Here is a 24,598-nt window from a genome sequence, read left to right as displayed (position 1 = left end):
CCTCTGCCGAAGCTATCTCGACGGCAAACGAGCCCTTCCTGCAGTACAGCACCATCCATTGCCAAGAGGTGGTCCGGCGCAGCATCATCGCCGGGGCAGGACGACGGCCTTCACAGGCTGCTTGGGCCAGTTCAGCGTTCGCGTAGCGCAGGTCATACAGAAACATGGACTCCAACGCGCCCTCTCGGAGGCGGAGCTGACTGGGAGTCGTGCGGACAGTCCGGGACATCAGGAGCCTCCGTAAGGCCCTCTAGACTTTCCAGAGGCACCTACGGCGGGTGCGTAGTGGTCAGCACAACCCAGCTCCTTCGTCGGGCGGACGATCTACCAGGAGCACAGCAGTCGCGCGGAGATGTGGAAGCCGAAGGATTCTGCCCGCCCTACTGCCGGCTCAAGTCGCGCCAAGAGGTGAACATCCACGGCACTCAAGATCGTCAACTGCTGCCCGAAGTGCTGACCAATCGCTGCTACTTCATGGGGTTCTGGCTCAGTTTGTGTGATCCGAGCACCGTGAGTGACGGATGAACTCACTCTGGTGCGCCGGAAGTTGCCTCAGAACGAGTAGGGCACGAGTGGCTGGGCCGACACTTCGGTTCTGTGAATGAGATCTTGTTCCGGCTGCTCCTACCTGCAGTTCCTACTGATGTTCCGAGTGCGGGACGCAGGGTTGGACTCCAGTTGCGGGTCCGCCGGTTCGCCTGCTGGACCACCGAGTGCGGACGTCGCACGTTCGTCGAGCAGATACCCGGTCTGACCCGAAGGCACGACCAACGGACCGAGCGGCTTCGCTCGGCCCTGGCCGCGATCGGTCTCGCCCTCGCGGGCCAGGTCGGGGCTCGTCGAAGGGCATGTCAATCGCATCAAGATGCTCAAGAGTCAGATGTTCGGTCGCGCGGGCTTCGCCTCCTGCGGAAACGGGCTCTCATGTCCTGATCACCGAGCCATGCCGACGGAAGTCAATGGCAGCACCGTCTGCGAATGTGCAATCCTCCCTCCTCCCAGATGCCGAACGAGAAGACGGTGATGACCCGCGACGACGCTCTCAAACAGCTCAACCGCATCACGCGCGAGAGGGCATTCGGTTGGCACGTCGGGTCCGACCAGCTCATCCAGGCTGGGCTGGAGGCGCTGATTGCCGGGGTCGAGAGTCCCTCCCTTGCAATGCTGGCGGGTCTCCTCCGGAGCGAAGAGCCCGAGGCCCCGACGCTCTTCGACCAGGTGCTGGAGGAGTTGGGACTGCTCTTCCACCCGCCCGCTGACCGTCGGGCCGCGAAGTGGGCGTTGGCCTACTGGGTCGCCGGTCAGACAGCCGACGGATCCTTGGATCCCGCGGTCGGCACCCACCTCATCTGGGCAGACATCGCCTATGACCTCGGCTACCCCGACGAGCTGGAACCGCTCGTCCACTGCGCGCATAGCCTGGAAGTCTGGGAGGAATGTTGGGGGGTCTCCGTCGAGGAACTCAAGGGAGAAGCGGTTGAGGCGGCGAAGCAGTTCTTGAGTAAGGGGTCGGCAGGCGAGGCGGGGGGCACGACCAACTGTTCATTCTCGCCACCGGGATTGGTCGCCCGCTAGCTTGACCACTCACTCAGCGTGGCCGTACCACGGAAGCTGAGCCAGAACCACTTCATGTGAACGAAGCAACCGAAACCTTCGCCGAGCAGCCGCTGGTCAGCCTCACGGCTACGGAAGTTGGGCTCGCACGGAGGCTCCCGCCGCGCCGTCAGCGCAAGGTCGTTGCTGCGGCTCATTCTCCTCGCCGGCCGATGGCGGCAGGTTGGCCCCCGTGCATCCATCGGAGCTGCTGTGGTGGACGCTGCGACGGCCCTTCTGTCCATTGGAGTACGACGCCGCCCGGATGGTCTTCACCCGCGCCAACCAGTTACTCGGCACGAACTGGACTCTGCACGATCTGCGGCACAGCGCCGCCAAGAGGATGGTCCGCGATCCGAATCCTGACTCTCGCCGCCGTGCCGTGGGTCGTGATCGATGAACCCACGGAGCCGGGCTGCCGCACCGCCCTCAACCAAGATCGAGAACAAGTCCAATGAAGCGTGCGTCAAACGCCCTTCAGAACACGATCAAGTGCCGCCCGGCCCGCCGGTCCCCAGTTCGGCTTCCCGCCGGGAAGGCCACGATCTCCGTTCTGCCCCATGAGCATCAGGAAGAGACTCTTCATAGCGGCCAGCCCCCGGGCACGCCGGATCGCCGACTCGTCTGCATGCACGTACGCGTCGAAGAACCGTGAGGCCTTGTCCGCGGGTAGCAGCACCCATGCGGCCGCGAGGTCCCACGCCGGGTCACCGGCGAACATGTCGCCGAAGTCGATGATGCCCGAGAGCGTTCCGTCCGAGACGACCACGTTCGCGGGATGGAGGTCGCCGTGCACCCACACCGGCGGGCCTTCCCACCCGTGGGCCGCAACGGCGTCGTCCCAGACGGACCGGACGTCGGCAGCGATGTCGTCGGGGGCAACGGCCTGGAAGAAGTTCTCGAAGCTGTCCGCGCAGTCCCTGGGATGGGCGCCGCGGCCCGTAGCGGGCGGCGCCTCGGCGGGCGCCTCCACATGGAGTGCCTGAAGGAAGCCCGCCAGCGTGTCGGCCGCGTGGTCGCCGCGGCTGATCGAACCGTGGTCCAGCGGCTCGCCGGGAACCCACGTCATCACGGTCCAGTGCTTGGGAAAGCGCTCGGACGGCTCGCCAAACCGCACCGGGATGGGCACCGGGAGCGGCAGGCGCGGGGCCAGCACGGGTAGCCACCGCCGCTCGTTCAGCTGGAGTTCCGGGGTGGGGTCCATGCGCTGCATGCGCACGGCCAGCTCTCCCCCGAGGCGCCACATTTGGTTGCCCCAACCGCCCGCCACCTCGCTGATGGCCAGCCCTGCAAGGTCTGGATGTTGCTCCTGCAGCAGGTCGCGGACCAGGTCTGCGGTGATCTCGATCTCGGTGTCGGTCATGCGAAGCTACAGTACTGAGGCGGCGGGCGAAGCGGGCTCTTGCCCTCCGGGGCACCGCACTGCCCCTCCTCTGCCATCACCAAATCCGGTTTCGGAGAGCTGCAGATCAGAGGCTTTGGCACGGCACGGCACGGCACGGCCGCAGAATTCAGAGGAGCCTACGTCCGCTGCGTCTCTTGCGTCCGCGGCCCCCTCCTCTGCCCCGACCCGGCCCAGCGCGGGCGACTGGTGGAGATCCGGGAGATCCCATCGACCGCATCGCCGAATCTGAAGGTGCGGGCTGGCAGGGCGAGACCGAAAGGCTCCACGTCAGCCTGGCCGGCACGCATTCCAAGAGCGGCCCGACATCAGGCGGCCCGAGTCCGGTCCCGCATTCCGGCGATCGCATGGGAACCGGACCCGCTGTGTCGAGCAATCACAGTGTCAGGCTTTCCGGATCCGGTCCCGCACCTCCGGCCGCGCCTCGAACCCGGCCGCCTTGTACGTGGCTACGCCACCGACGTTGGAACTCGGCGTGCAAACACGCACGCTCGACGAGCCCATCTCCCGCAGCGCGGCCGCCCCGGCCACGGTGATCGCCCGGCCGTGGCCGCGACCACGGTGGTCCTCGTGTACGCCCATCGGCTCGACTAGCCCCGGCTTCCCCGGGCCGGCCGACCACACCGTCACCACCGCCGCCACGTCGCCCTGGTCGTCATAGGCGCCCAGGCAGCGGGCGTCTGCGTAGAACGGTGCGGCCGACATCGCGTGCCAGTACTCGCGCGTAGGCCTCGAGGTGTTGAACGCCGACCGCAGGACGTCGGCGAAATCCTGCGCCTGTTCCGGTCCTATCGCCCTGATCCGCGCGCCGGGGTCCCCCACCGGCTCCCCGAGGCCGCGGAAGAGCGGCGTCCACGGCTCGTCGACGCCCCATCCCTCCTTGGTCAACAGGTCGTGAAGCAACAGACCCGACGGCGCCTCGATCGACACCGCTCCTTCCGGCAGCACACCGCGCTCAGGCAGCGAGAGGTCCTCGACAAGCCGCCGCGCCAAGCCCTCATCCTGGAAAGCGTCCGGAGCGACCGTCATCCGCACCACCACCGGCGAGTCCAGCATCCCGACCGCGAGGATCCGTCCGTCCCTCCTCCAGGTCCGGACCACCGCAGCCGTCTCGGACGAGCCGAACCGGTAGTTCCAGCCGATGTCCCCCGAGTGCAATTGCATCGGCGCTCCGTCGTATTGCCATTCACGCAGCGCGGCCATGGCCTCGCGCACCCCGGCCCCGTCGACCGCCGGTGTTCCCAGCACAATCGTCATAGCCGGGATCAGACACCCCATCCCGTAGGGCCGCAACCGATTAACCGGCCCTGTAATGGCCCCGTAGCGGCGCGACTAATTGATCGTTTCAAAATGAGTTGAGCCCGCGATCCCACGCCTGGTGATCATGATCGGCAGGCTGTGAGGGCGTGCGCTGATCTTGTTCCATACGGCCTTTGGGAACACATGTCTCTGTTGCTGCCGCCCGTCGGCGAGCGTTGTCATCGACACCCCGGACGTCTGCGCGTGCCGGCCGGGCGGCGCTCGCGGGTGTGATGTACGTGCTGTGCGGACCGGTGCTGCCTGGCTGGACGCTCCGGCCGACACTTTGGGCTGCGCCGGAGTGTCGGCGTGGCGTCGGCTGCGGGACTGGACCGAGCCCGGTGGGTGGTCCGCCTGGACGCCGCCCTGCTGGCTGAGTTGCGGCGAGCAGACCCTGCTGGACTTGGACGGCCGTTCACTCGACGACGCTGTGCGACATCCCGTGAGTTCCTCTGAGCCCCGCCGAGTCCTTGCCCCCGCGGCCAGGGTGTTCTGTCTCCCTGGGGTGCTCTTCGCGCCGGCGACGTAACTTCAGGATTCTTGAAGTGTTCTCACTTCGTCCGATCAATCCGTGATCGGAATGAAGGCGAGGAGGCTCGGGTTGACGCCGGCAGTCGTACGCGACCTGCGCGAGTTCCGCGATCCGGTCTCGACGGAGGAGCTGGAGCAGTTCGAGACCGACGTGCTCGCCGGGTTCGTCCTCGCGCGGGCTTCAGCAGGGCTGGCGGACGGCACCATCCGCGGGGACGCCGGGCACCTGGACCAGATGCGGGCATGGTTCGGCCGGCCGCTGTGGGATATGGAGCCGGCCGACGCCGACGGGTGCTTCGGGAAGGTACTGCGGGGCTCGCCGAGCGGCACCCGGCTGGCCCGCGCGCAGGCGCTGACCACGTACTTCCTGTTCGTGGAACTGCGGCACAAGGTCGAGATCCACCGGATGACCGGGCGGGTAGTCGAGTGCCCGATCGACGAGAAGCCGAGCCCTGGTCATCGTGCTGTCCGGCTTCCGCGACGGTGAGTCGATCCGGTACTCCGAGCTTTCCCGGTCCTGCGCCTCCGTGGGCTTGCCGTCGTGCGGATCGCCGAAGTTCTCGACCGTCTCGGCCTGTTCACAGACGACCGGGCCCCCGCCGTCGACCGGTGGTTGGAGCGAAAGCTCGACGGGATGGCCCCAGGCATCCATCGCGCCGTCGAAGCCTGGATCCGTACTCTCCTCAACGGTGGCCCGCAGTCCGAGCCTTGCTCCCGGCACACGGCATGGGCCTACCTGGGCGAGATCCAGCCGGTGCTGCTGGAGTGGTCCAGCCGCTACGACCACCTGCGGGAGGTCACCCGGGAGGACATCATCGCAGTCCGGGACGCTGTCACCGGCAAACAGCGCGAGAGCCGGATCGTCGCGCTGCGGTCGCTGTTCCGGCACGCGAAGAAGAACGGCCAGCTCTTCCGCAACCCCACGATCCGCATCCGTGTCCCCCGACAGACCGGTAGCGTCCTCCAAACCCTCGTCCAGGCGGACATCGACGCGGCCATCGCCAACGCCGGCACCCCGGACCTCCGGGTCATCGTCGCCCTGGCCGCCGTCCACGCGGCACGGCCGAAGATGATCCGGACGGTTGAGCACCCCGATGAGAGCGGCAAGGCCGGCGGCACCGGCCGGGTCATCCGCGTAGCGGGTGGTCTCGAGGGGACCGACCTCAGGAAGGACGATGCCCTCCCGGGCCAGAACATGGACCAAAGCCAACAGCGCGGTGCGGGCATTGCCATCGGTGAAGGGGTGGAAGAACGCCACATCGAGGTAGGCGCGGGCCGCCAGCGGGATGTCCGAGTTGTTTGCCTCGCGCAGGCAGGAATCGAAATGCTGCCCGGCCGAAACCACCGTACGCTTCGCCGCTCCCACCGTCGGCCGGACCGCCATTCGCGCAGCGGCTGCCGCAACAGGCCTGGCGCTCGCCTGGTCGTGCTGCGCTGCGCTGGATCATCGCCGTGGCGGCCGCCGCGACCCGCCTGCCGGGCCGGACCGCAACCGTCGCCGAGGTGGAACACCTGCATGCCGCGGTGCGCCGCGCGGCCCGGATATGCGTCAGAAGTGTCTCGCAGAACACTTTGGTTTTGAGAGGCCTTCTGCGAACGGCGACCTGGGGAAACGTGATCGCTCCGCAGCGTCTCGCAGAACTCGCACAGATGGCCATTTGTGAGAATGACGGCCGCCGACGCCGACGTGTACCCGACTTCGTCGTGCTACCCGGGATCATGGGAGGGGGTGTTCTTCGCCCGCGTCGAGGAGCTCGGTCACGAGCCGACGGGCGTACGCGGCGTCGAGTCCGGCCGGGCGGAAGAGGATGCGGTACATCATGGGGGCGACCACGCGATCCATCGCCGTCTCGACGTCGGGAGTTTTCTCCTTGCGGCCGATCGCGCGGGCGAGTATGACGTCGACCTGTTCGGCCGCGTAGGCCGAGCACTGACCGGCGTTGCTGCCGTCCCGGTCGCCGAGCAGAGCGTCACGGATGTAGGCGCGGCCGGAGGGGGACGACATCTCGTCGAGGAACTGTTCGGCCCAGGCGGTCAGGTCGGACAGCAGGTCGCCGTGGTTCTCCGGCGCTGCGTCGGGCCGCAGGCGCTCCACCGCGACGTCCGACAGCAGCTCCTGAAGATCGCCCCAGCGGCGATAGATCGTCGAGGGGGTGACTCCGGCACGCTGGGCGACCAGCGGGACGGTCACCGCGTCGCGGCCCTGCTCCGACAGGATTTCGCGGACAGCGGTGTGCACCGAAGCCTGGACCCGTGCACTGCGCCCGCCGGGGCGCGCCGTCGGCTTACGACTCATGACTCCACCTTAAAGCACGGATATTGCGTTTAGGAGGAGCATGCCGGCTCGACGGCGGCGCCAGGGCCCTCTTGTCTGTCTCCTCGCTGCGGGTATCCGGTCCTGATCCCGACCGGAGCCGAACGCATGTGGGCCGGGCCGGACGGTTCCGGCCCGGCCCATACGCCGTTCTCAGGCGGTCGGCGCGAGCGGTCGGGCGGACTGCGTCCGCTCGTAGGCGTGGCCCACCCGCAGCAGCTGCCGCTCGCCGAAGGGCCGTCCGAGCAGCTGCATGCCGATCGGCATGCCCGCCGTGTCGTGGCCCACCGGGACGGACAGAGCGGGCACTCCGGTGATGTTGGCCGGGGAGGATAGACGCACGTAGGCGTCGGAGACGGCCTCGGTCGATCCGTCGTACCAGGTGACACTCTCCTGACCGGCCTTCACCGCGGTCATCGGGACCGCCGGGGCGGCGATCACGTCGACCTTCTCCAGAATGCGGGCCCATTCCTCCTGCATGAGCGTCCGGGAGCGCTGGGCACGCAGATAGTCGCCCGCGCCCATCAGCTCACCGGCCTCCAGGAGGATGCGGACGTCCGCCTGGTACAGCTCGGGGACCGTACGCAGCGTGCCCTCGTGGTAGGCGGTGGCCTCCGGCACCATCAGCCCCCACTGGGTGGCCTGGATGTACCGGGTCATCGGGATGTCGATCTCGACGAGATGGGCGCCGAGCGTCTCCAGCTGCGCGATGCCCTGGCGGACGGTGGTCTCTATCTCCGCGTCGACATGGTCGAAGTAGTAATTGCGCGGCACCCCGACGCGTACGCCCGCCAGGTCCGGCTCCCGTTCCGGCCGGTAGTCGACGGCGGGGGTGTCCAGCGAGGCGGGGTCGCGCGGGTCGTGCCCGGCGAGGACGGCCAGGACCAGGGCTGCGTCCTCGACGGTGCGGGTGACCGGGCCGACGTGGTCCAGTGACCAGGACAGCGACGTTACGCCGTGGCGTGGCACCAGTCCGTAGGTCGGCTTGAAGCCGACGACCCCGTTCAGCGCGGCGGGAACCCGGATCGACCCGCCGGTGTCGGTGCCGAGGGCGAAGGTCGCCGCCCCGGCCGCCACCGCGACGGCGGACCCGCCGCTGGAGCCTCCCGCGACCCGGTCGCGGTCCCAGGCGTTGCCGGTCTGCGGGGTGGTCAGGCCGTAGGCGAACTCGTGGGTGTGGGTCTTGCCGACCAGGACGGAGCCTGCGGCTCGCAGCCGGGCGGCGACCGTGCTGTCGGCGGCGGCGCGGTGGCCGGCCCGGACCCGGGAACTGGCACTGGTGGCCGATCCGGCTACGTCGATCAGGTCCTTGAGCCCGGCCGGGACGCCGTGGAGCGGTCCCCGGAACACACCGCGGGCCGCTTCCTGCTCGGCCTCCCGCGCCGCGCCGCGAGCCTGCTCAGCGGTGACCGCGACGTACGCCTCGACGTGCGGGTTCACCTGGTCGATGCGGTCGAGGACCGAGTCCACCAGCTCGACGGGGGACAGCCGACGGGCTCGGATCTGCTGCGCGGCGTCGGCCAGGGTCAGTTCATACGGCTGCATCGTGCTTCTCCTTTCCCGCGCGGTAGGCGCTGGCGGGCGGGGTGTCCCCGAAGTCCAGCTCGCGCAGGACCGCGACGACGGAGTGGATGTGGTTGGCGGTGGCGGCGACCGCGGGGTGGCGGTCATCGGGCAGGGGAAGTCCGGCACGGGCGGCCCAGCGGGCGGCCTCGGGCGGCGTGAGTTCAGCGGAGGGCACGTGGTTTCTCCTGATCAGGGGGCGTGGCAACGAAGCACCCGCGCTAAAAGCCAACGGTTTGCTTTAGTTCGACCGTAGGACCTACGGTCGAACTAAAGCAAATTCTTTGCGTTTACGGAAGGAGTCCCATGCCCGGCGTCATGTCCGGCGCGCCCGCGATCTCCGACGCACCCGCGCACGTCGCTCACCAAGCCACTCGCACCCGTACGAAGAGGCTCACGCGCACAGCTTCTTTCGCCCTCAACGTGTCGATACTCGCGGCCCTCCTGGCCGCGTCCAGCGCTCCGACCCCGCTCTACCCTCTCTACCAAGACCAGTGGGGCCTCTCCGCGCTTGCCGTCACCGTGGTCTTCAGCGCGTACGCCCTGGCCCTGTTGCTGGCCCTGCTCACCACCGGAGCGCTCTCCGACCACCTAGGGCGTCGCCCCGTCCTGGCAGGCGCCCTGCTCATGGCGGCTGCCTCCATGGTTCTTCTGGCCTCAGCGGACGGCGCGGGCTCCCTGACCATCGCCCGGGTCCTGCAAGGAGCGGCCACGGGCGCGGCCACCAGCGCCGCGGGCGCGGCGCTCCTCGACCTGGAAAACCCCCGGCGCCCGGGCCGGTCCGTCCTGGCCAACAGCGTCACTCCGGTCGCCGGCATGGCCACCGGCGTGCTCGTCTCCACCCTGCTCGTCCGTTTCGCCCCCGCCCCCACCGTCACCGTCTACGTACTGCTGGCGGCGTTGTTCCTCGCCCAAGCGATCGCGGTCACCTTCACCACGGAGACGGCCCACCGCCACGCGGGAGCGCTGCGGTCGCTGCGCCCGCGGGTCAGCGTCCCGCCCCCGGCCCGCTGGACCCTGCTGGCCGCGGGCGCCGCTATCGGCACCGTCTGGGCGCTGGGCGGCTTCTACTCCTCCCTCAGCCCGGCCCTCGTACACCTGGTGGCCCCCGACGCCCCGCAAGCAGCCCGCGGCATGGTCTTCTTCACCCTCAGCGCCACCGCCGCGCTCACCGTATGGGCGCTGCGGCGAAGGCCGCCCCGTGCCACGGCGATCGGCGGCTGCATATCCGTCCTGCCCGCCGCAGCCCTGACTCTGAGCGGTCTGCACGGCGCCGGGCTGCTCGCCGTCTACGGCGGCGCGGTGCTGGCCGGCATCGCCTTCGGCGCCGTTTCCCAGGGGGCGCTGCGTATGCTCCTCGCCTCGCTCGACGAGCGGGACCGCGCCGCGACACTGGCCGCCTACTACATCCTCAGCTACCTCTCCATGAGCCTGCCCGCCGTCGCTGCGGGCGCCGCTACCCAGCACTACGGGCTGGGGACCACCTCACACGCCTACGCCATCACCGCCGCTCTCCTCGCCCTGGCGGCCCTGGCGGCGCTCACCGCGTCACGACGCGGGGCGGCCCGCCCCGAAGCCGACCGCTCCCACTGAAGAGAACAAGGAAACGACACAATGCACACCTCCCCCGCCGCCACCCCCATTCCCTCCTGGATCGTGGGCGGCGTCACCGTCAACCGCGTCGACGAAGTCGCCCTGCCGCCCGCGACCGGACCCTGGCTGCTGCCCGACGCCACCCCTGAGGTGGTGACCGCCCAGAACTGGCTGCACCCCCACTTCGCCGACCGGGACGGGATTCTGCACATCGACAGCCACAGCTTCGCGTTCGTCGTGAACGGGCTGCGCGTTCTCGTCGACACCGGCATCGGCAACGGCAAGGAGCGGGCCAACCCGGCCTGGCACAACCTGCGGACCGACTTCCTGGAGCGCCTCACCGCCGCCGGTTTCCCCCCGGACTCCGTCGACCTGGTGATCCTCACTCACCTGCACGCCGATCACGTCGGCTGGAACACACGGCAGGTGAACGGCGAATGGGTCCCCACCTTCCCCAACGCCCGCTACCTCACCTCCCGCGCCGAGCGGGAGTTCTGGGCCACGTACGACATGGAGGAAGCACGCGAACAGATGTTCCGCGACTCCGTGATCCCGGTCGAACAGGCGGGCCTGCTGAGCACGGTCGACGTCCCGCACAAGGGGGCCGAGATCAGCCCCGGCCTGCGCTTGATCCCGACACCCGGCCACACCCCCGGCCACGTCGCGGTGGAACTGACCAGCCAGGGGGAGACGGCGCTGATCTCCGGCGACTGCGTCCACCACCCCGTCCAGCTCGCCCACCCCGCCATCGGTGCCTGCGTCGACATCGACCCGCGGCAGTCCGAGGCCACCCGCCGCAAGCTGCTCGGTTCCCTCGTCGGCACGGACGCCCTCCTCCTCGGCACCCACTTCGCACCGCCCACCGCCGGCCGCGTGGTCGCCCATGGGGACGCCTACCGGCTGGAGCCCGTCCCCGCTTCCTGATGCCGTTGCCACGCCGTCTCGGTCACCGCAGGCATGGCCCAGCCCCCTCAGACCCCACCAGGGCCGCTCCTCTCGAATTCGCCGCAAGGTCGAACACGCCAGGGACACGTACGCGAAAGGCGTCCACCAGCACGGCGCACGCAAAGATCAGCCCTCCCTCGTACGGGGGGGATGCCCGGCTCGAGTCGATGGGTTTCCCGCGCAGGAGTCGTATCGGGCGGGGGACGTCGACCTGGGCAACCGGCGCATCACCGTCGGCGGCCACGTCCGCCCGCTCGACGACCTCACCCGCCGGGCGGTCCTGGACTGGTTCGGCCACCGGCACAGCCGCTGGTCCAACGCGGCCAACCCCCGCCTGCTGATCATCCAGAAGACCGCCGTCGAATTCGGCCCGGCTGGCAAGTTCTGGACCGCCCGGGCCGCCCGCAACCTCACCGCCACTCTGGAACGGCTCCGCGTTGCCCGTCAGCTCGAAGAGGCCCTCCCCCACGGCGCCGACCCCCTCCACCTCGCACTCGTCTTCGGCATCGACGAGAAGACAGCCATCCGCCACGCGGACTCAGCACGAACGCTTCTGGGCGAAGAAGCCGAGCAGTCATCGCAGTGAAACCCGCTCGCCCTGCTTACCCCATGACGAGATCATGGCCCCATGCCGTCGACCGAACCAGCCGCCCGTGAGCTTCAGGACCGCGCCGTTCTCTGGAGCATGGGCGAGATCCGCGCAACCGACGTCGTTACCGCTGCCTGTGATGCACTCGTTGCCGGCCTCGACAGTCCTGCCCTACGGATCCTGGCCGCGTGCACGCGAGCGGAGGCGGACTACGATGTCCCCGACCTCCTTCCCCCGGCACTCGACGAACTGAGCCTCACCTTCCACCCAGCAGGCAGCCTTGCCGGACAGGAAGCCGCGGCGCGAGCACTTGCCGTCAGGATGCTGGCCGGCGAACTGACGCCACGCGAGCTGGCCTTCAGAATCCATCAGCGCTTCGGGCACGAGCTGCCTCTGGCCGAGCAACTCGCCAACCTGGACGACGACTACGACGTCCTCGAATACGGCGACAGAACACAGGCGCAGGTCGACGCTGATGTCACGACCGAAGCTCTTCGACTCACGCAGCACCCTCGTGTTCCAACCGAACCCACGGGTCCACCGACCTGAAGCAGACCGGTGCACCCGTGGGTTCAGGCTGATGGACCTTCGGTTTCCTTGAACCCACGGGGGTCACATGTCCGGACTCTCAAAGACATCGCCGGGGGATAAGAAGTCAAGAGGGACCGCGAGTCTTGATCACCACTGAGGCCGCTGGTTGGCTGGCCAACATGAATGATCTCGCACCCGTTGCATGGCCGCCTGCACCGATCAAGACCGAGAGGCTCGTGCTGCGTGAGCCCGAGGCCTGGGACCGTGCGGCGTTCATCGAACTGCACGCTTCGTGGGAGGTACACACCTATCTCGGCGGGCCCCGCCCGCGTGACGACCTTGAACACGAGATGCCCGAGCTGCCCGGGCGCCGGCCCGGGAGTTTCGTCGTCGATCTCGAAGGGGCGATGATCGGCCAGATCCTGCTCAGGAGAGCAACGGAGCACCTTTGCCCCACTGCCGTGGGGAAGATCGATCTCGGCTACCTGTTCCTGCCGCAGGCATGGGGATTCGGGTATGCCGCCGAGGCGTGCGCGGCAGCGCTGGACTGGCTCGAAGACGTCCTTCCGGGTGAGCCGGTGGTGCTCGCCACCCAGACCGCCAACGTCCGTTCGATGCGCCTCGCGGCAAAGCTGGGGTTCACCGAAGCAGAGCGGTTCCGGGCCTGGGACGCCGATCAGTGGCTCGGCCTGCGGGCCCCGCTCACGCCCAGTTGAGTTCGGGCTCGACAGCGTGGCTCTGTCGAAGTGCCGTTGCTCTCGTTGACGAAGCCGGTCGGGCTGGCGGGAGCATGCAGCCGCTGGAAGGAGTGGAGCAAGGGCCTGCTGTTCGTCGAACTCCTGCTGGGTCTTGAGACAGTGGCCGAGCTGGCCGAGGAAACGGTTCAGCAAGTCATTGCGCGGCGGCATGCCTGTCTCTGCACTCGGGTCGGCGTCGGTAGTGCACGTTCGCTCCCGGTGAGGCGGTGAGGCGAAGGCCCACAGGAGGTCGGCGTTGATGAGGCGGTTGTCTTGAGTAACCGGCGGCTGACGAAACGCTTCCTGCCGGAGGCCCGCGTGATGGGGGGCGGATCCGGCGTACGACTTCAGCGCCCGGGCGTCGGTGAACCATGCTCGGTCGTCGCCCAGCTCGGCGAGGACGCGGGCGCCGAGCATGGGCCCAAGGCCCGGGAAGCTGAGCAGGACCTCGCTGTCGGCGTGCTGGTGAAAGGCGGCTGCGGCAGCTTCCGCGAGATCGTCCGCAGCCTGGTAGGCGGTGTCCTGTTACTTGAGCAGAGCCAGCAGCTGGCGACCGAAGGCATCCTCGAAGCCGGGCAGCTGGCGGACGTGCTCGGCGCGGAAGATGGCCCGCAGCCGCTCGGCTTCCGCGTAGCAGCCGCTGAAGCTGCCACTGCGTTTGAGGGCGCCCCGCAACTGGGCAAGGGTGAGCTTCGCAGCCTTGGACGGAGTCGGTGCCAGAGAGTGAGAATGACGCGGGCGGCAGCTCTGGTCAGGCCGCCTTGTTTGCCCTGAAAGGCCAGCAGCGCAGCGGGGTAGTACTCGCGCAGGAGCGAGCGGACCTGGCTGGCGACCTGCTGCCGAGTCCAGACGGTGGGTGTGCATTTCGGTGCGCAGGATGTTCCCCAGGATCAGGGTGTCGCCGGGGAGAGGGGCCTGCCGCCGGTCTTCGAACGGGTGCACTGGTCGCGTACCGGGCAGGGCGGCAAGTTTCTTTGTCGAATTTGATGACGGTGGCATTGGTCCCACGCTGAGTCGCGGGGGCTCCACGAAGTGCTGGTGTCCCCGCGTGAGGCAGGTGGCCTGCCGCTTGTACCAGTCGATGGTGAACTCGGCGCGATCGAACCCGGAGACTGTACGTGCCTGGGGCGAGCTGTTCAGGACCGGAGTCGAGCGCCTGCGTTCTGGACGCGCAAGCCTCAAGACCTCGGCCAATGTCCATGCAGCCAGTCAGGGGGGCGCACCAACTTGACCATGCGCCAACCGGCCTGTTGTTCCGGATTCCGAAGTCGGCGGCCGACCGGATCATCCGCATCGGCCCTCTGCCGGCCTTGCCGCCCAGACGCCGGTTCGCGAGGGGCACTGCGCTGATCGCGAACGGGACGTTGGTGCCCACCCGCGATCAGGCGGGTGAGTGTCGCGAGGCCGCTCGTGATGGGTGCGGAGGGCGACGGCCACGGAAAATCGTCCCGGCCGTCTCGGGCCGACCCCGCTACCCCGCGGCAGTCCGGCTGCACGGCCCTTGTGTCCGCCCTCGACTCACCGGGGCCTCCGTGCGGGAGCGCATCCGGCCACTCACCGGGACATTCCGTCGAGCACGGCTCAATCCTGCGGGTACCCCGCCAAACATCGCGCGGCCGCGATCATCGTATCGAGTTAATGTCGCCGATTTCTCTTGGTCCCGGGCAGGGGACGGCCTCTAGGGTTCTCGTGGATCTGGACGGATTCCCGTCCCTACAAACCTTTTCCCTCCTCTTGCCCGGCGGCGTCCGCATACGCACGTCGCCGCCCCGACCAAGGAGAGCTTGCCTGATGACTGTTGAACCGAGTTCGGACGTACGACTGGAACTGCCCCGGCAGTCCAGTCTGGGCACGGCGGCGGCTCGCAACCTCGCCACCACGACCAAGTCCGCTCCGCAGATGCAGGAGATCACCTCTCGCTGGCTGCTGCGGATGCTTCCCTGGGTGGAGACCAAGGGCGGCGCCTACCGGGTAAACCGCCGCCTGACGTACACCGTCGGCGACGGGGTCGTGGAGTTCGTCCAGGACGGTGCCGGGGTCCGGGTGATCCCCCGTGAACTCGGCGAACTGGCCCTGCTGCGCGGCTTCGACGACGTGGAGGTGCTGACCGCCCTTGCCGATCGGTGCGTCCAACGGGACTTCCGGACGGGAGAGACACTGGTCGAGCGCGGGACGCCCGCGGATGAGCTCCACCTGATCGCTCACGGGCGCATCGGCCAGACGACCGTCGGCAGTTATGGCGACGAGGTCGTTCTCGACGTACTCGCCGACGGCGACCGGTTCGGGGAGAACGTACTGCTGGACGAGGACGCCAGGTGGGAGCAGACAGCCACTGCCGAGACCTCGGGCACCCTGCTCACCCTGTCGCGTGCCGACTTCGCAGCCGTACTGTCCACCGCTCCAAGTCTGCGGAGCCACATCGAAGAGTTCGCATCGCATTCCCGCCTCCGGCAGAACCATCGCGGCGAGGCGGAGATCGCGATGTCGGCCGGCCACGTCGGCGAGCACGAACTCCCCGGCGCGTTCGCCGACTACGAGCTCAATCCGCGCGAGTACGAACTCTCGGTCGCCCAGACCATCCTGCGTATCCACACCAGGGTCGCCGACCTCTACAACGGGCCGATGAACCAGACCGAGGAACAGCTCAGGCTCACCATCGAGGCGCTGCGCGAGCGCCAGGAGCACGAGCTGATCAACAACAGGGAGTTCGGCCTCCTGCACAACGCCGACTTCAAGCAGCGAATCCAGCCGCACTCCGGCCCGCCGACCCCGGACGACATGGACGAACTGCTCTGTCGCCGCCGAGGCTCCAAGTTCTTCCTCGCACACCCCCGGACGATCGCGGCGATCGGGCGCGAGTTCAACTCTCGCGGGCTCTACCCGGACCACGTCGATCTCGGCGGGCAGCAGGTGCCCGCGTGGCGCGGGGTTCCCATCCTCCCCTGCAACAAGATTCCCATCACCAAGGAGAAGACCAGCTCGATCCTCATCATGCGTACCGGTGAGGAGAACCAGGGCGTCATCGGTCTGCATCAGACCGGGCTTCCGGACGAGTACGAACCGGGTCTGTCCGTGCGCTTCATGGGCGTCGACGAGAAGGCGATCACGTCCTACCTCGTCAGCACCTACTACTCCGCCGCCATCCTCGTGCCGGACGCGGTCGGCGTGCTGGAGAACGTTCAGATCGCACGCTGGCCCAAGTAGCGGATCCGGCCCGCCGAGGCACGTGTGACGCCCGCGAATCCGTCCGGCCGGTCGCATGTGCCCGGAGGGCTTCGGGGCAGCCGACCGCCCACCCACCCACCGAGGAGCCATGGATGCCCGCGCCTGAGCTGACACCTCCGCAATCGAGTCTGCCGGAGGCCGCTTCCCATTTCGGGGCGCATGTACTGTCCGACGCCGTGAGCCGGGCTCGCGACATCAAAGCTGCCATCGGCGGCCCGCCCGGCGCGCTTCTTCCGCCCGCACCGCCCGTGGGATCCGCACCCGCGCCGGTTCCTCCCGACGTGTCGCCCGCCGAGGCGCCTGCCATGAGCAGCGGCCTGGAACGGATCCTGCGCGGCCCCAGCGGCCTGGGGACGGCGGGCCTCCGTCTTGTCCGGCGGGAGGAGGAGCCGCCGGCGTCTTCGGAGCTGTCCGTGGACGCGGCGGAGGGCCGACCGGTCCCGGGCCTGTACTACCACCCGATCGCCGAACCCGACCCGGTGCGGGTCGGGGAGGTCAGCCGAAGAATCAAGGCCTGGGCGCTGGACGAGGTGGCTCTATATCCCGAGGAGTGGGAGGACCAGTTCGACGGCTTCTCCGTGGGGCGGTACATGGTCGGCTGCCATCCGGACGCGCCCACCATCGAGCATCTGATGCTCGCCACACGGCTGATGGTGGCGGAGAACGCGGTGGACGACTGCTACTGCGAGGACCATGGCGGCTCGCCCGTCGGCCTCGGCGAACGACTGCTCCTGGCGCACACCGCCCTCGACCCCCTGTACACGACGCAGGAGTACCAGCCGCAGTGGTCGAAGTCCCTCCATGCGGACGCGCCGCGGCGCGCGTACCGCTCGGCCATGGAGTACTTCGTCCGGGCGGCCGGCCCTTCCCAGGCCGACCGGCTACGGCACGACATGGCGCGGCTGCACATGGGGTACCTCGCCGAAGCGGCCTGGGCCCAGACGGACCACGTCCCGGAGGTGTGGGAGTACCTGGCGATGCGCCAGTTCAACAACTTCCGCCCCTGCCCGACCATCACCGACACCGTCGGCGGTTACGAACTGCCCGCGGACCTGCATGCCCGGGCGGACATGCAGAAGGTCATCGCTCTCGCGGGAAACGCGACGACGATCGTGAACGACCTGTACTCGTACACCAAGGAACTCGACACTCCCGGCCAGCATCTGAACCTTCCCGTCGTCATCGCCGAACGTGAGGGCCTGTCCGACCGGGACGCCTATCTGAAGTCGGTCGAGGTCCACAACAACCTCATGCACGACTTCGAGACCGAAGCCGCGGCGCTTGCCGTCGCGTGCCCCGTGCCCAACGTGCAGCGCTTCCTCCGGGGCGTGGCCGCCTGGGTCGACGGCAACCACCACTGGCACCGGTCCAACACCTATCGCTACAGCCTGCCCGACTTCTGGTAAGAGAATGGACACATCTGTGACCCACACCGAACTCACCGCCACCACCGTGCGCATCCCCGGCCCGGCGACGCCCTATCAGGGGGACATCGCCCGCTACTGGGACGGGGAGGCCAGGCCCGTGAACCTGCGCCTCGGCGATGTCGACGGCCTCTACCACCACCACTACGGCATCGGTGAAGTCGACCACGCGGCGCTCGGCGACACCGCGGACAGCGCGAGCGAGAAGAGGCTGATCGCCGAACTCCACAGGCTGGAGTCGGCCCAGGCCGAGTTCCTGCTGGGGCACCTCGGCGACATCGGGCGGGACGACACCCTGGTGGACGCCGGCTGCGGCCGCGGCGGTTCGATGGTGATGGCGCACCAACGCTTCGGGTGCAAGGTCGAAGGTGTCACGCTGTCGGCCAAACAGGCCGAATTCGCCAATGGTCGCGCCCGTGACCTACGCATCCAGGACCACGTCCGCGCCCGTGTCTGCAACATGCTCGCCACGCCCTTCGAGACCGGGTCGGCCGCGGCCTCGTGGAACAACGAGTCGAGTATGTACGTCGACCTGGATGACCTCTTCGCCGAACACTCTCGTGTCCTCTCGGTCGGTGGCCGCTATGTGACCATCACCGGCTGCTGGAATCCGCGGTACGGCCAGCCCTCGAAGTGGGTCTCGCAGATCAACGCGCACTTCGAGTGCAACATCCACTCGCGCCGCGAGTACCTGCGGGCCATGGCCGACAACCGCCTCGTGCCCCAGGCCGTCATCGACCTCACCCCCGACACACTGCCCTACTGGGAGCTGCGGGCGACGTCTTCGCTGGTGACGGGCATCGAGGACGCCTTCATCAACTCCTACAGGGACGGTTCCTTCCAGTACCTTCTCATCGCCGCCGACCGGGTCTGACCGGCAGTCGACACGGGTCCTCTTCATGGGGCACGGCCACTTTCACGACCGCCATGGCCGTGCCCCCTGCCGCTCGGGCGACTCCTCGTCCCTTCCGGCTGAGTGCGACCGCGGGGACGGTGCGTGCCGGAACGAGGGGCGCCGAGGCGGAATTGGTCCGTCGGGGGCGGAAGCGGGAGACGGCGGCCTGTTCCGTGCCCCGGACCAGGCTGAAGCCGATGGCCCGGCGCACGATCCGCAGCCGTGGCCTGGGGTTGTGTGACCTTGCCGAGCGGTCCGTCGGCGGTGCTCGGCAGGGATGCTGAGGACCGCGTCGGCCATGGCACACACCGCCTCGACCTTCGTCCGTACCGGCTCCGCGTCACACGCGGCGTACGAGGTGCGCCGAGCCCGGCCGGCCTCGCTTCGCCATGACGGCAGCGGGGCCGGGCGTCGGCGCCAGCCGGGCCGACCGGAAAGGACGGTCAGCCGGAAAGTACGGTCAGCCGGACTCCGCGGGTCCGGTCGGAGGACGGGCCCGTCTCCATCTCGAACTCCCCAGGCTCCACGGCCCGCTCCAGATCGCGCGTGACCGAGGCCAGGGTCCCTGCCTCCACTGCGAAGGAGACCTCGGCCCGTTCCCCGGGCTCGAGAACGACCCGGGCGAAGCCACGCAGCTCCCGCACCCGCGGCCACGAGGTACCACCTGTCACCCGGCGCACGTAGAGCTGCACCGTCTCCCGCACCGGCCGGCCGCCGGTGTTGCGGATGTCGACCGTGCACACCAGTGGCTGCGATGTGGCATGCGTCGTGTTCGCTGCGTCTGCGGTGAGTTCCGCTGCCGGGACAGACGTCCGGGACAGACGGGGGGTGCCGTACTCGACCGTCGTGTAGCTCAGCCCGTGGCCGAATGCGTGGCGGGCGGTCGCGGGCTGGTCGACATAGCCGCGGTAGCCGTGGTCCTTGCCGTTGTAGTGCACGGGCAGCTGAGCGGCGGAGCGGGGCACCGAGACGGGCAGCCGCCCCACAGGGTCCGCCGTGCCGAAGAGCACGTCCGCGACCGCACGCCCGCCCCAGGGGCCTGGATACCAGGCGCTCAGCACCGCGGCGGCCCGGCCGGCGAGGTCCGTCAGCGCGTGCGGACGGCCCTGGACCAGCACCACTACGACAGGGGTCCCTGTCGCGATCATGGCGTCGAGCAGCGCCGACTGACCTTCCGGAAGGGAGAGTTCCGCCAGGTCCACGCCCTCGCCGCAGGTCATCTCGACAGGGTTGCCCGAGGTGACGACCGCTGCCCCGTTGGCGTCGAAGCGGGTTCCCGACTCGCGGGCGCTCGATCCGCCGAGCACCACGACCGCGACATCGGCCCCGGCAGTGAGCGCGACAGCGTCGGGCAGGCCCGACAGGTCGCCGCCCACGAGACCGGTCCCCCGGGCGTGCACGATCTCCGTGCCCCGGGGTGCCGCCGCCTTGAGTCCGTCGAGGACGCTGATGCCCGTGCCCGGCCGCTGGGGCGCGGTGTAGTCGCCGATCTGCTGCGGCACGGAGTCGGCGTTCGGGCCGATGACCGCGATCCGCCGTGCGTGTTCGCCGAGCGGGAGTGTCCCGCCGTCGTGCGTGAGCAGCGTGACCGATTCCCGGGCGATGCGCTCGCTCAGCCGCTCGGGCCCCGGCGCGGGGGTGCGCTCCCCCGTGTACGGATTCTCGAACAGGCCGAGCCGGAACTTCAGCGCGAGCACCCGGCCGACCGCGATGTCCAGAGCGCCCTCGTCCACAAGGCCCCGCCGCACGGCCTCCTCCAGGCGGGGGAAACTGTCGTCCCACAGACTCAGGTCCGTCCCCGCTTCCAACGCCATGGCACCCGCCGCCACCGGGTCGCCTGCGAGCCGCACCAGGCGGTCGAGCGCCAGCCCGTCCGCCATCACGAGACCGGTGAATCCCCACCGTTCACGCAGGATGCCGGTGAGCAGTTCCCGGTTGGCTGCGCACGGGATGCCGTCGAACTCGTTGTACGCGGCCATGACGCCTGCCGCCCCGGCTCTGACTCCCGCCAGGGCGGCCTCCAGATGAATCTCGTGCAGTTCGCGGGCGCCCAGTTCGGTGGCGGCGCTGTTGCGGCCGCCGACCGTGGCGCCCTGGCCGGCGAAATGTTTGAGGACGACGGCCGCTCTGTCCGGCCCGATGAATTCTCCGGGCGGCCCCTGGACACCGCGCACCAGGGCCTCCGTGAACCGCGCCGCGAGGTAGGGGTCCTCGCCGAAGCACTCCTCCGCGCGGCCCCAGCGCGGATCGCGCACCAGGTCGAGTGCGGACACCAGCGCGACGTGGCCGCCGCGTGACCGCAGCTGCGCGGCGGCGAGTGCGACGGCCTCCTCGTACAGGTCCGGGTTCCAGGTGGCACCGACCGCCAGGTTGACGGGCAGCAGTGTGCCGTCCAGTGCCTGGAGGCCGTGCGGCATCTCCTCGACCAGCAGCACGGGGATCCCGAGCCGGGTGGTCTCCACGACGTGCCGCTGCACGGCGTCGGAGACACGCGCACCGTCCGCGGCGCCGATGCCCGTGGCCGCGGTCACGCCGGACCAGGGGTCGGCCCGCTGGAGCCCGTAGAGCGCGCCCATCCCGTCGAAGGCGGCGACCTCGGCGCGGAAGGCTTCGGTCAGGCCGTGGCCCGAGGCGTTGCGTTGGTACGTGTCCCAGCCGTACATCCGCTGATTGACCTGCCCGACCTTCTCCGTGAGGGTCATCCTTACAAGGAGGTCGCGCACCCTGGCGGCCACGGGCGCCTCGGGATCGCGGAAGAGCGGCTGGGACATCGGGTGGCTCGCTTTCATGGGCGATGGAGCATGTGGGGCGGGCGGAGCCGGTCAGCGGAGTTCGAGGACGCGCACCCCGTACGGGGCGATCACCACATCCACCACAGGGTCGCCTCCCGTGAGCTCGCGCAGTTCACCGTCCGCCGACGGTCGGACGGTGAGTTCCTCGGCCGACTGGCTCACCAGCCAGACGAAGCGGGTGCCGTCCTCGCGGACCAGCGTGTCGGCGGCGACGTACGGCGAGCCCGCTGTCACCGGCCGTGCGGCCCCGGCAAGTTCGGCGAGCGCCGCGTACAGCCGATGCGTCTGCTCCGGGTTGGCCCGGGCCGTCCGGGCGGCCATGTGCTCCAACGGGTAGGTGGCCAGAACCGTGCGGCCCTCGCCCGTCTCGTGGCACAGCAGGGCCGGGCGGCCGTGTGCGTCGGTGGCGACGACGCGCGCCCCGGTCGGGACGACCGGCAGGTAGGCGCGGCTGTCCTCGTTCCCGGCGACGGGGAAGGTCAGGGTCTCGCCCGCGGCTATGGAGCCGAAGTCCTCCGTGAACGTCATCTCGAGCACGTCGTCCTCGACCGGCTCCGCGACACCGTAGGAGAGCTGGAGCTCCACGCCGAACAGTCCGTCCAGATCGTGGAACCACGGGCCACGTGTCGCCGGGTGTTCGCCCGAACAGAACGACAGGTAGACCGTGGCGCCCTCGCGGGCCCGGCGCTCCAGCGCCCGCCGGGTACGAGTGGTCAGCTGCCGCGTCGAGGGGAGCAGGTACAGCGCTGCGTCGTCGGGCAGCCCGTCGGCCTCCCGGGCGAACGCCACGGGCAGGTCCGCGCCGCGCGCGGCCACGTACGCCTGGTGGAGGGAGGTGAAGATCAACGGGCGGTCCGCGGGCCGGCTGTACGGGTAGCCGCGCTCCAGGAAGGCGGGGACGACCAGGGCGGCGTCGGCGTCCGTGCGGCGGCAGCGGGTGAAGTCGACCTGTTTCAGGACCTCGGCGAAGCCGGCCAGTTCCCGCAGCGGTTCCTTCGGCAGGCCGGTGCGGTCGGTGATGCCGAAGTGCATCTCGAAGGGGTGGTGGTCGTACGGTGACCGGTCCCACAGGTCGTCGTAGTCAGTGTTGTTCCACGCGATCCAGCCGGTGGCTCCGCCGAGCAGCGAATTGTGCAGGGTCTGCCGGTAGAACACTCCTGCGTTGGCCGCGGAGACCGTGTCGGTCGACAGCCCGAACTCCTCCAGCACCACGGGCTGGCCGGTCACCGCCGCGAGTTCGCACTCGAACGCGGCACGGTAGTGCTGGCGCGGCCGGTCCGTGTCGGAGCGGTAGACGTGCGGCCCTACGAAGTCCACGTACTCGGCGGTGTCCCGCAGCGAGAAGCCGTTGTCCCGGCCCGTGACCTCGATGCCCCAGGCGCCGTCGCCCAGCGAGACCGGCTGGGTGCCGCCCGCCGCGCGCACCGCGTCGCACATGAACTGCGCCCAGGCGGTGACGACATCGCTGGAGGGCGGGTCGACCTGGTAGATCCGGCCGTAGCCCGGCATCTCGTTGGTGATCAGCCAGCCGGTGACCGCGGGGTGGTCCTTGAAGCGGCGGGTCATCTGGGAGACGAACCATGCCTGACGCCCGACGAGCCACACGTCCTCGTACAGGTCGCGGTTCCCTCGCCAGGCCGGGTCCCAGTTCTCGCCCGACATGTGGCCGACGATGAAGGTGGGGACCGTCCCCATCCCCGCCTCCGTGTGGGCGTCCAGGAAGTCGCGGAAGCGCTCGCACAGCTCCTCGTCGATCCGTCCGGGCTCCGGGTGGAAGTCGGGCCAGTAGAAGAAGGACCGGGTCATGTTCAGTCCGTGGTCGCGCAGGACGGCCAGTTCCTCGCGGACGGTCTTCGGGTCGTAGTTCCGCCACATCAGCGGACCGCCGGTGCGGGACCAGAAGTTGGCGCCGAGCCAGGGAAGAACGGCGGAGTCGTGGGTGAGCTGGGCGCTGTGGCGTCGCATGGTCGGGTCCTGACCTCTTCGATGTGCGGGGGTGGATCGGTGCGGCGGGCGCACGGCGGTGTGGGCCGGGCCGAAGCCGCAGGACGGAGCGGGGGCCGTGAGGGGTGGGCCGCGGGCCATGTGCGGTGGGGAACTCATGCCTCAGAACCCGGCGGGAAGCGGGCCGGTCGATTCCCGGACGACCAGGCTCGGGCGTCCGTCGAGGACCGGTGGCGGCACGTCCTCGCCGCAGCGGAGGAGCAGCGCGCGGGCGGCGGCCGCACCGACCCGTTGCACCTGCTGGTCCACGGTGGTCAGACGGGGGTGGAGCCAGCGGCCGAGCGGCAGGTTGTCGTAACCGACCACCGACACGTCCTCGGGCACCCGGAGCCCGCGGCGCTGGGCCGTGCCGATGCCGCAGACCGCCATGGAGTCGTTGGGGAAGACCAGCGCGGTCGGCCGGTCGGGCAGGTCGAGCAGTTCCTCGGTCACGGCGACGGCCGCCTGTTCGGTGAAGTCGGTGTGCCGGACGGCCACGGGACTCAGCCCGGCCATGGCGAGCGCCTCCTCGAAGGCGGCGCGGCGCAGCCGGGTGTGCACCAGTTCGGCCGGGCCTGCGACGTACGCGAGGCGTCGGTGGCCGAGTTCCAGCAGGTGGGAGACAGCCTCACGGACACCGGCGTCCTGCTGACCGAGACCGACGCCGGGCACCGGTGACTCGGAGTCGGGCGCACCCAGCAGGACGGCGGGCAGGCCGAGTTCGCGCAGCAGGTGCGGGCGCGGGTCTTCGGCGCGCGCGTCGGTCAGTACGGCTCCGTCGATGCGGCCCTCCGCGACCAGCCGTTCGTACAGCGCGCTCTCCTGGTCGATGTCGGCGACCAGATGAAGCAGGAGGCCATAGCCCCGGGGGGCGAGTTCGCCCTCGAGGCCGGTGATCAGTTCGCTGAAGTGCGGGTCGGCTCCGAGCACGTCCGTGGGGCGCCTGACGACGAGGGCGATCGTGCGGGTCCGGGAGCGGCGCAGGGCCGATGCGGACGCGCTGGGCGACCAGCCCAGTTCGGCGGCCGCGTCCAGGACCCGGCGGCGGGTGGCCTCTGAGATCCGGCCGGTGCCGTTGACGGCCTGGGAGACCGCGGCGGTGGAGACTCCGGCCGCGGCGGCCACGGCCTTGATCGTGGGACGGCCGGCGCCTGGGGCCGGTGGCGTGCCCGCCGTGCCGTC

At 69.4% G+C, this 24,598-nt stretch carries 18 protein-coding genes and 3 pseudogenes; 11 read left to right on the top strand and 10 right to left on the bottom strand.

What is annotated here, in order from left to right:
* The first annotated feature begins 1,002 nt into the window (after positions 1–1,002).
* On the top strand, positions 1,003–1,575 hold the full coding sequence (locus ABT025_RS26950; protein WP_350999577.1) for a hypothetical protein: 573 nt from the start codon (positions 1,003–1,005) through the stop codon (positions 1,573–1,575).
* Between the two features lie 484 nt (positions 1,576–2,059).
* On the opposite strand, the gene ABT025_RS26945 is transcribed toward ABT025_RS26950, so the two are convergent.
* Together ABT025_RS26945 and ABT025_RS26940 are read right to left on the bottom strand one after the other, a co-directional pair.
* Positions 2,060–2,956, bottom strand: a complete 897-nt coding sequence (locus ABT025_RS26945) for an aminoglycoside phosphotransferase family protein (RefSeq protein WP_350999575.1) — start codon at positions 2,954–2,956, stop codon at positions 2,060–2,062.
* Positions 2,957–3,379: 423 nt separating this feature from the next.
* A complete protein-coding gene (locus tag ABT025_RS26940) occupies positions 3,380–4,252 on the bottom strand; it encodes a GNAT family N-acetyltransferase (RefSeq protein WP_350999572.1) in 873 nt (290 codons plus the stop codon).
* Positions 4,253–4,895: 643 nt separating this feature from the next.
* On the opposite strand from ABT025_RS26940, the gene ABT025_RS26930 reads away from it, so the two are divergent.
* Positions 4,896–5,312 carry a hypothetical protein gene (locus ABT025_RS26930; RefSeq protein ID WP_350999630.1) on the top strand — a complete coding sequence of 139 codons (417 nt, stop codon included), beginning with the start codon at positions 4,896–4,898 and terminating at the stop codon, positions 5,310–5,312.
* Positions 5,313–6,074: 762 nt separating this feature from the next.
* On the opposite strand, the pseudogene ABT025_RS26925 reads toward ABT025_RS26930, so the two are convergent.
* From ABT025_RS26925 to ABT025_RS26910, 4 genes and pseudogenes are all read right to left on the bottom strand, one after another.
* A pseudogene (locus tag ABT025_RS26925) lies at positions 6,075–6,209 on the bottom strand (hypothetical protein); the annotation flags it as partial.
* Positions 6,210–6,542: 333 nt separating this feature from the next.
* On the bottom strand, positions 6,543–7,121 hold the full coding sequence (locus tag ABT025_RS26920; RefSeq protein ID WP_350999570.1) for a TetR/AcrR family transcriptional regulator: 579 nt from the start codon (positions 7,119–7,121) through the stop codon (positions 6,543–6,545).
* A 171-nt stretch (positions 7,122–7,292) separates the two neighbouring features.
* Complete coding sequence (locus ABT025_RS26915) at positions 7,293–8,684, bottom strand: amidase (RefSeq protein WP_350999568.1); 1,392 nt, start codon at positions 8,682–8,684, stop codon at positions 7,293–7,295.
* Complete coding sequence (locus tag ABT025_RS26910) at positions 8,671–8,880, bottom strand: hypothetical protein (protein ID WP_350999565.1); 210 nt, start codon at positions 8,878–8,880, stop codon at positions 8,671–8,673. The genes ABT025_RS26915 and ABT025_RS26910 overlap by 14 nt, the downstream gene beginning before the upstream one ends.
* 128 nt (positions 8,881–9,008) lie before the next feature.
* Here ABT025_RS26910 and ABT025_RS26905 point away from each other — a divergent pair, with 128 nt between their 5' ends.
* The 5 genes from ABT025_RS26905 to ABT025_RS26885 all read left to right on the top strand — a co-directional run bounded on the left by ABT025_RS26905 (position 9,009) and on the right by ABT025_RS26885 (position 13,076).
* Positions 9,009–10,295 carry an MFS transporter gene (locus ABT025_RS26905; protein WP_350999562.1) on the top strand — a complete coding sequence of 429 codons (1,287 nt, stop codon included), beginning with the start codon at positions 9,009–9,011 and terminating at the stop codon, positions 10,293–10,295.
* Positions 10,296–10,316: 21 nt separating this feature from the next.
* A complete protein-coding gene (locus ABT025_RS26900; RefSeq protein ID WP_350999559.1) occupies positions 10,317–11,219 on the top strand; it encodes an MBL fold metallo-hydrolase in 903 nt (300 codons plus the stop codon).
* Positions 11,179–11,826, top strand: coding sequence for a hypothetical protein (locus tag ABT025_RS26895; protein WP_350999556.1), 648 nt, complete (start codon positions 11,179–11,181; stop codon positions 11,824–11,826). Before ABT025_RS26900 ends, ABT025_RS26895 begins: the two co-directional genes overlap by 41 nt.
* A 42-nt stretch (positions 11,827–11,868) precedes the next feature.
* Complete coding sequence (locus ABT025_RS26890; RefSeq protein ID WP_350999553.1) at positions 11,869–12,378, top strand: hypothetical protein; 510 nt, start codon at positions 11,869–11,871, stop codon at positions 12,376–12,378.
* 161 nt (positions 12,379–12,539) lie between these two features.
* Positions 12,540–13,076 carry a GNAT family N-acetyltransferase gene (locus ABT025_RS26885; protein WP_350999616.1) on the top strand — a complete coding sequence of 179 codons (537 nt, stop codon included), beginning with the start codon at positions 12,540–12,542 and terminating at the stop codon, positions 13,074–13,076.
* 75 nt (positions 13,077–13,151) lie between these two features.
* Here ABT025_RS26885 and ABT025_RS26880 read toward each other — a convergent pair.
* A pseudogene (locus tag ABT025_RS26880) lies at positions 13,152–14,003 on the bottom strand (transposase); the annotation flags it as partial.
* Between the two features lie 312 nt (positions 14,004–14,315).
* On the opposite strand from ABT025_RS26880, the pseudogene ABT025_RS26875 reads away from it, so the two are divergent.
* The 4 genes and pseudogenes from ABT025_RS26875 to ABT025_RS26860 form a co-directional block, all read left to right on the top strand.
* Positions 14,316–14,479 (top strand): annotated as a pseudogene (locus tag ABT025_RS26875) (IS5/IS1182 family transposase); the annotation flags it as partial.
* Positions 14,480–14,888: 409 nt separating this feature from the next.
* Positions 14,889–16,301, top strand: a complete 1,413-nt coding sequence (locus ABT025_RS26870) for a family 2B encapsulin nanocompartment shell protein (RefSeq protein WP_350999551.1) — start codon at positions 14,889–14,891, stop codon at positions 16,299–16,301.
* A 113-nt stretch (positions 16,302–16,414) separates the two neighbouring features.
* Positions 16,415–17,728, top strand: a complete 1,314-nt coding sequence (locus ABT025_RS26865; protein WP_350999548.1) for a family 2 encapsulin nanocompartment cargo protein terpene cyclase — start codon at positions 16,415–16,417, stop codon at positions 17,726–17,728.
* A gap of 16 nt (positions 17,729–17,744) precedes the next feature.
* Positions 17,745–18,620, top strand: a complete 876-nt coding sequence (locus tag ABT025_RS26860; RefSeq protein WP_502972033.1) for a geranyl diphosphate 2-C-methyltransferase — start codon at positions 17,745–17,747, stop codon at positions 18,618–18,620.
* Positions 18,621–19,084: 464 nt separating this feature from the next.
* On the opposite strand, the gene ABT025_RS26855 is transcribed toward ABT025_RS26860, so the two are convergent.
* The 3 genes from ABT025_RS26855 to ABT025_RS26845 form a co-directional block, all read right to left on the bottom strand.
* A complete protein-coding gene (locus tag ABT025_RS26855; protein ID WP_350999613.1) occupies positions 19,085–21,412 on the bottom strand; it encodes a glycoside hydrolase family 3 N-terminal domain-containing protein in 2,328 nt (775 codons plus the stop codon).
* A 51-nt stretch (positions 21,413–21,463) separates the two neighbouring features.
* Complete coding sequence (locus tag ABT025_RS26850; RefSeq protein ID WP_350999542.1) at positions 21,464–23,398, bottom strand: glycoside hydrolase 5 family protein; 1,935 nt, start codon at positions 23,396–23,398, stop codon at positions 21,464–21,466.
* 141 nt (positions 23,399–23,539) lie between these two features.
* The gene (locus ABT025_RS26845) at positions 23,540–24,541 is read right to left on the bottom strand and encodes a LacI family DNA-binding transcriptional regulator (protein WP_350999611.1); all 1,002 of its coding nucleotides are present in this window, start codon (positions 24,539–24,541) and stop codon (positions 23,540–23,542) included.
* Between the last annotated feature and the right edge of the window lie 57 nt (positions 24,542–24,598).

It is taken from the genome of Streptomyces sp. NPDC002809 (assembly GCF_040295435.1).
Classification (GTDB): Bacteria; Actinomycetota; Actinomycetes; order Streptomycetales; family Streptomycetaceae; genus Streptomyces.
This window is presented reverse-complemented; position numbering and strand designations above follow the sequence as displayed.

Bases quoted from the DNA above. Each gene is read 5' to 3' on its own strand.
- ABT025_RS26950 (WP_350999577.1), top strand. From the start codon at position 1,003: ATGCCGAACGAGAAGACGGTGATGACCCGCGACGACGCTCTCAAACAG.
- ABT025_RS26945 (WP_350999575.1), bottom strand. From the start codon at position 2,956: ATGACCGACACCGAGATCGAGATCACCGCAGACCTGGTCCGCGACCTG.
- ABT025_RS26940 (WP_350999572.1), bottom strand. From the start codon at position 4,252: ATGACGATTGTGCTGGGAACACCGGCGGTCGACGGGGCCGGGGTGCGC.
- ABT025_RS26920 (WP_350999570.1), bottom strand. From the start codon at position 7,121: ATGAGTCGTAAGCCGACGGCGCGCCCCGGCGGGCGCAGTGCACGGGTC.
- ABT025_RS26915 (WP_350999568.1), bottom strand. From the start codon at position 8,684: ATGCAGCCGTATGAACTGACCCTGGCCGACGCCGCGCAGCAGATCCGA.
- ABT025_RS26905 (WP_350999562.1), top strand. From the start codon at position 9,009: ATGCCCGGCGTCATGTCCGGCGCGCCCGCGATCTCCGACGCACCCGCG.
- ABT025_RS26900 (WP_350999559.1), top strand. From the start codon at position 10,317: ATGCACACCTCCCCCGCCGCCACCCCCATTCCCTCCTGGATCGTGGGC.
- ABT025_RS26895 (WP_350999556.1), top strand. From the start codon at position 11,179: ATGGGGACGCCTACCGGCTGGAGCCCGTCCCCGCTTCCTGATGCCGTT.
- ABT025_RS26890 (WP_350999553.1), top strand. From the start codon at position 11,869: ATGCCGTCGACCGAACCAGCCGCCCGTGAGCTTCAGGACCGCGCCGTT.
- ABT025_RS26885 (WP_350999616.1), top strand. From the start codon at position 12,540: ATGAATGATCTCGCACCCGTTGCATGGCCGCCTGCACCGATCAAGACC.
- ABT025_RS26870 (WP_350999551.1), top strand. From the start codon at position 14,889: ATGACTGTTGAACCGAGTTCGGACGTACGACTGGAACTGCCCCGGCAG.
- ABT025_RS26865 (WP_350999548.1), top strand. From the start codon at position 16,415: ATGCCCGCGCCTGAGCTGACACCTCCGCAATCGAGTCTGCCGGAGGCC.
- ABT025_RS26855 (WP_350999613.1), bottom strand. From the start codon at position 21,412: ATGTCCCAGCCGCTCTTCCGCGATCCCGAGGCGCCCGTGGCCGCCAGG.
- ABT025_RS26850 (WP_350999542.1), bottom strand. From the start codon at position 23,398: ATGCGACGCCACAGCGCCCAGCTCACCCACGACTCCGCCGTTCTTCCC.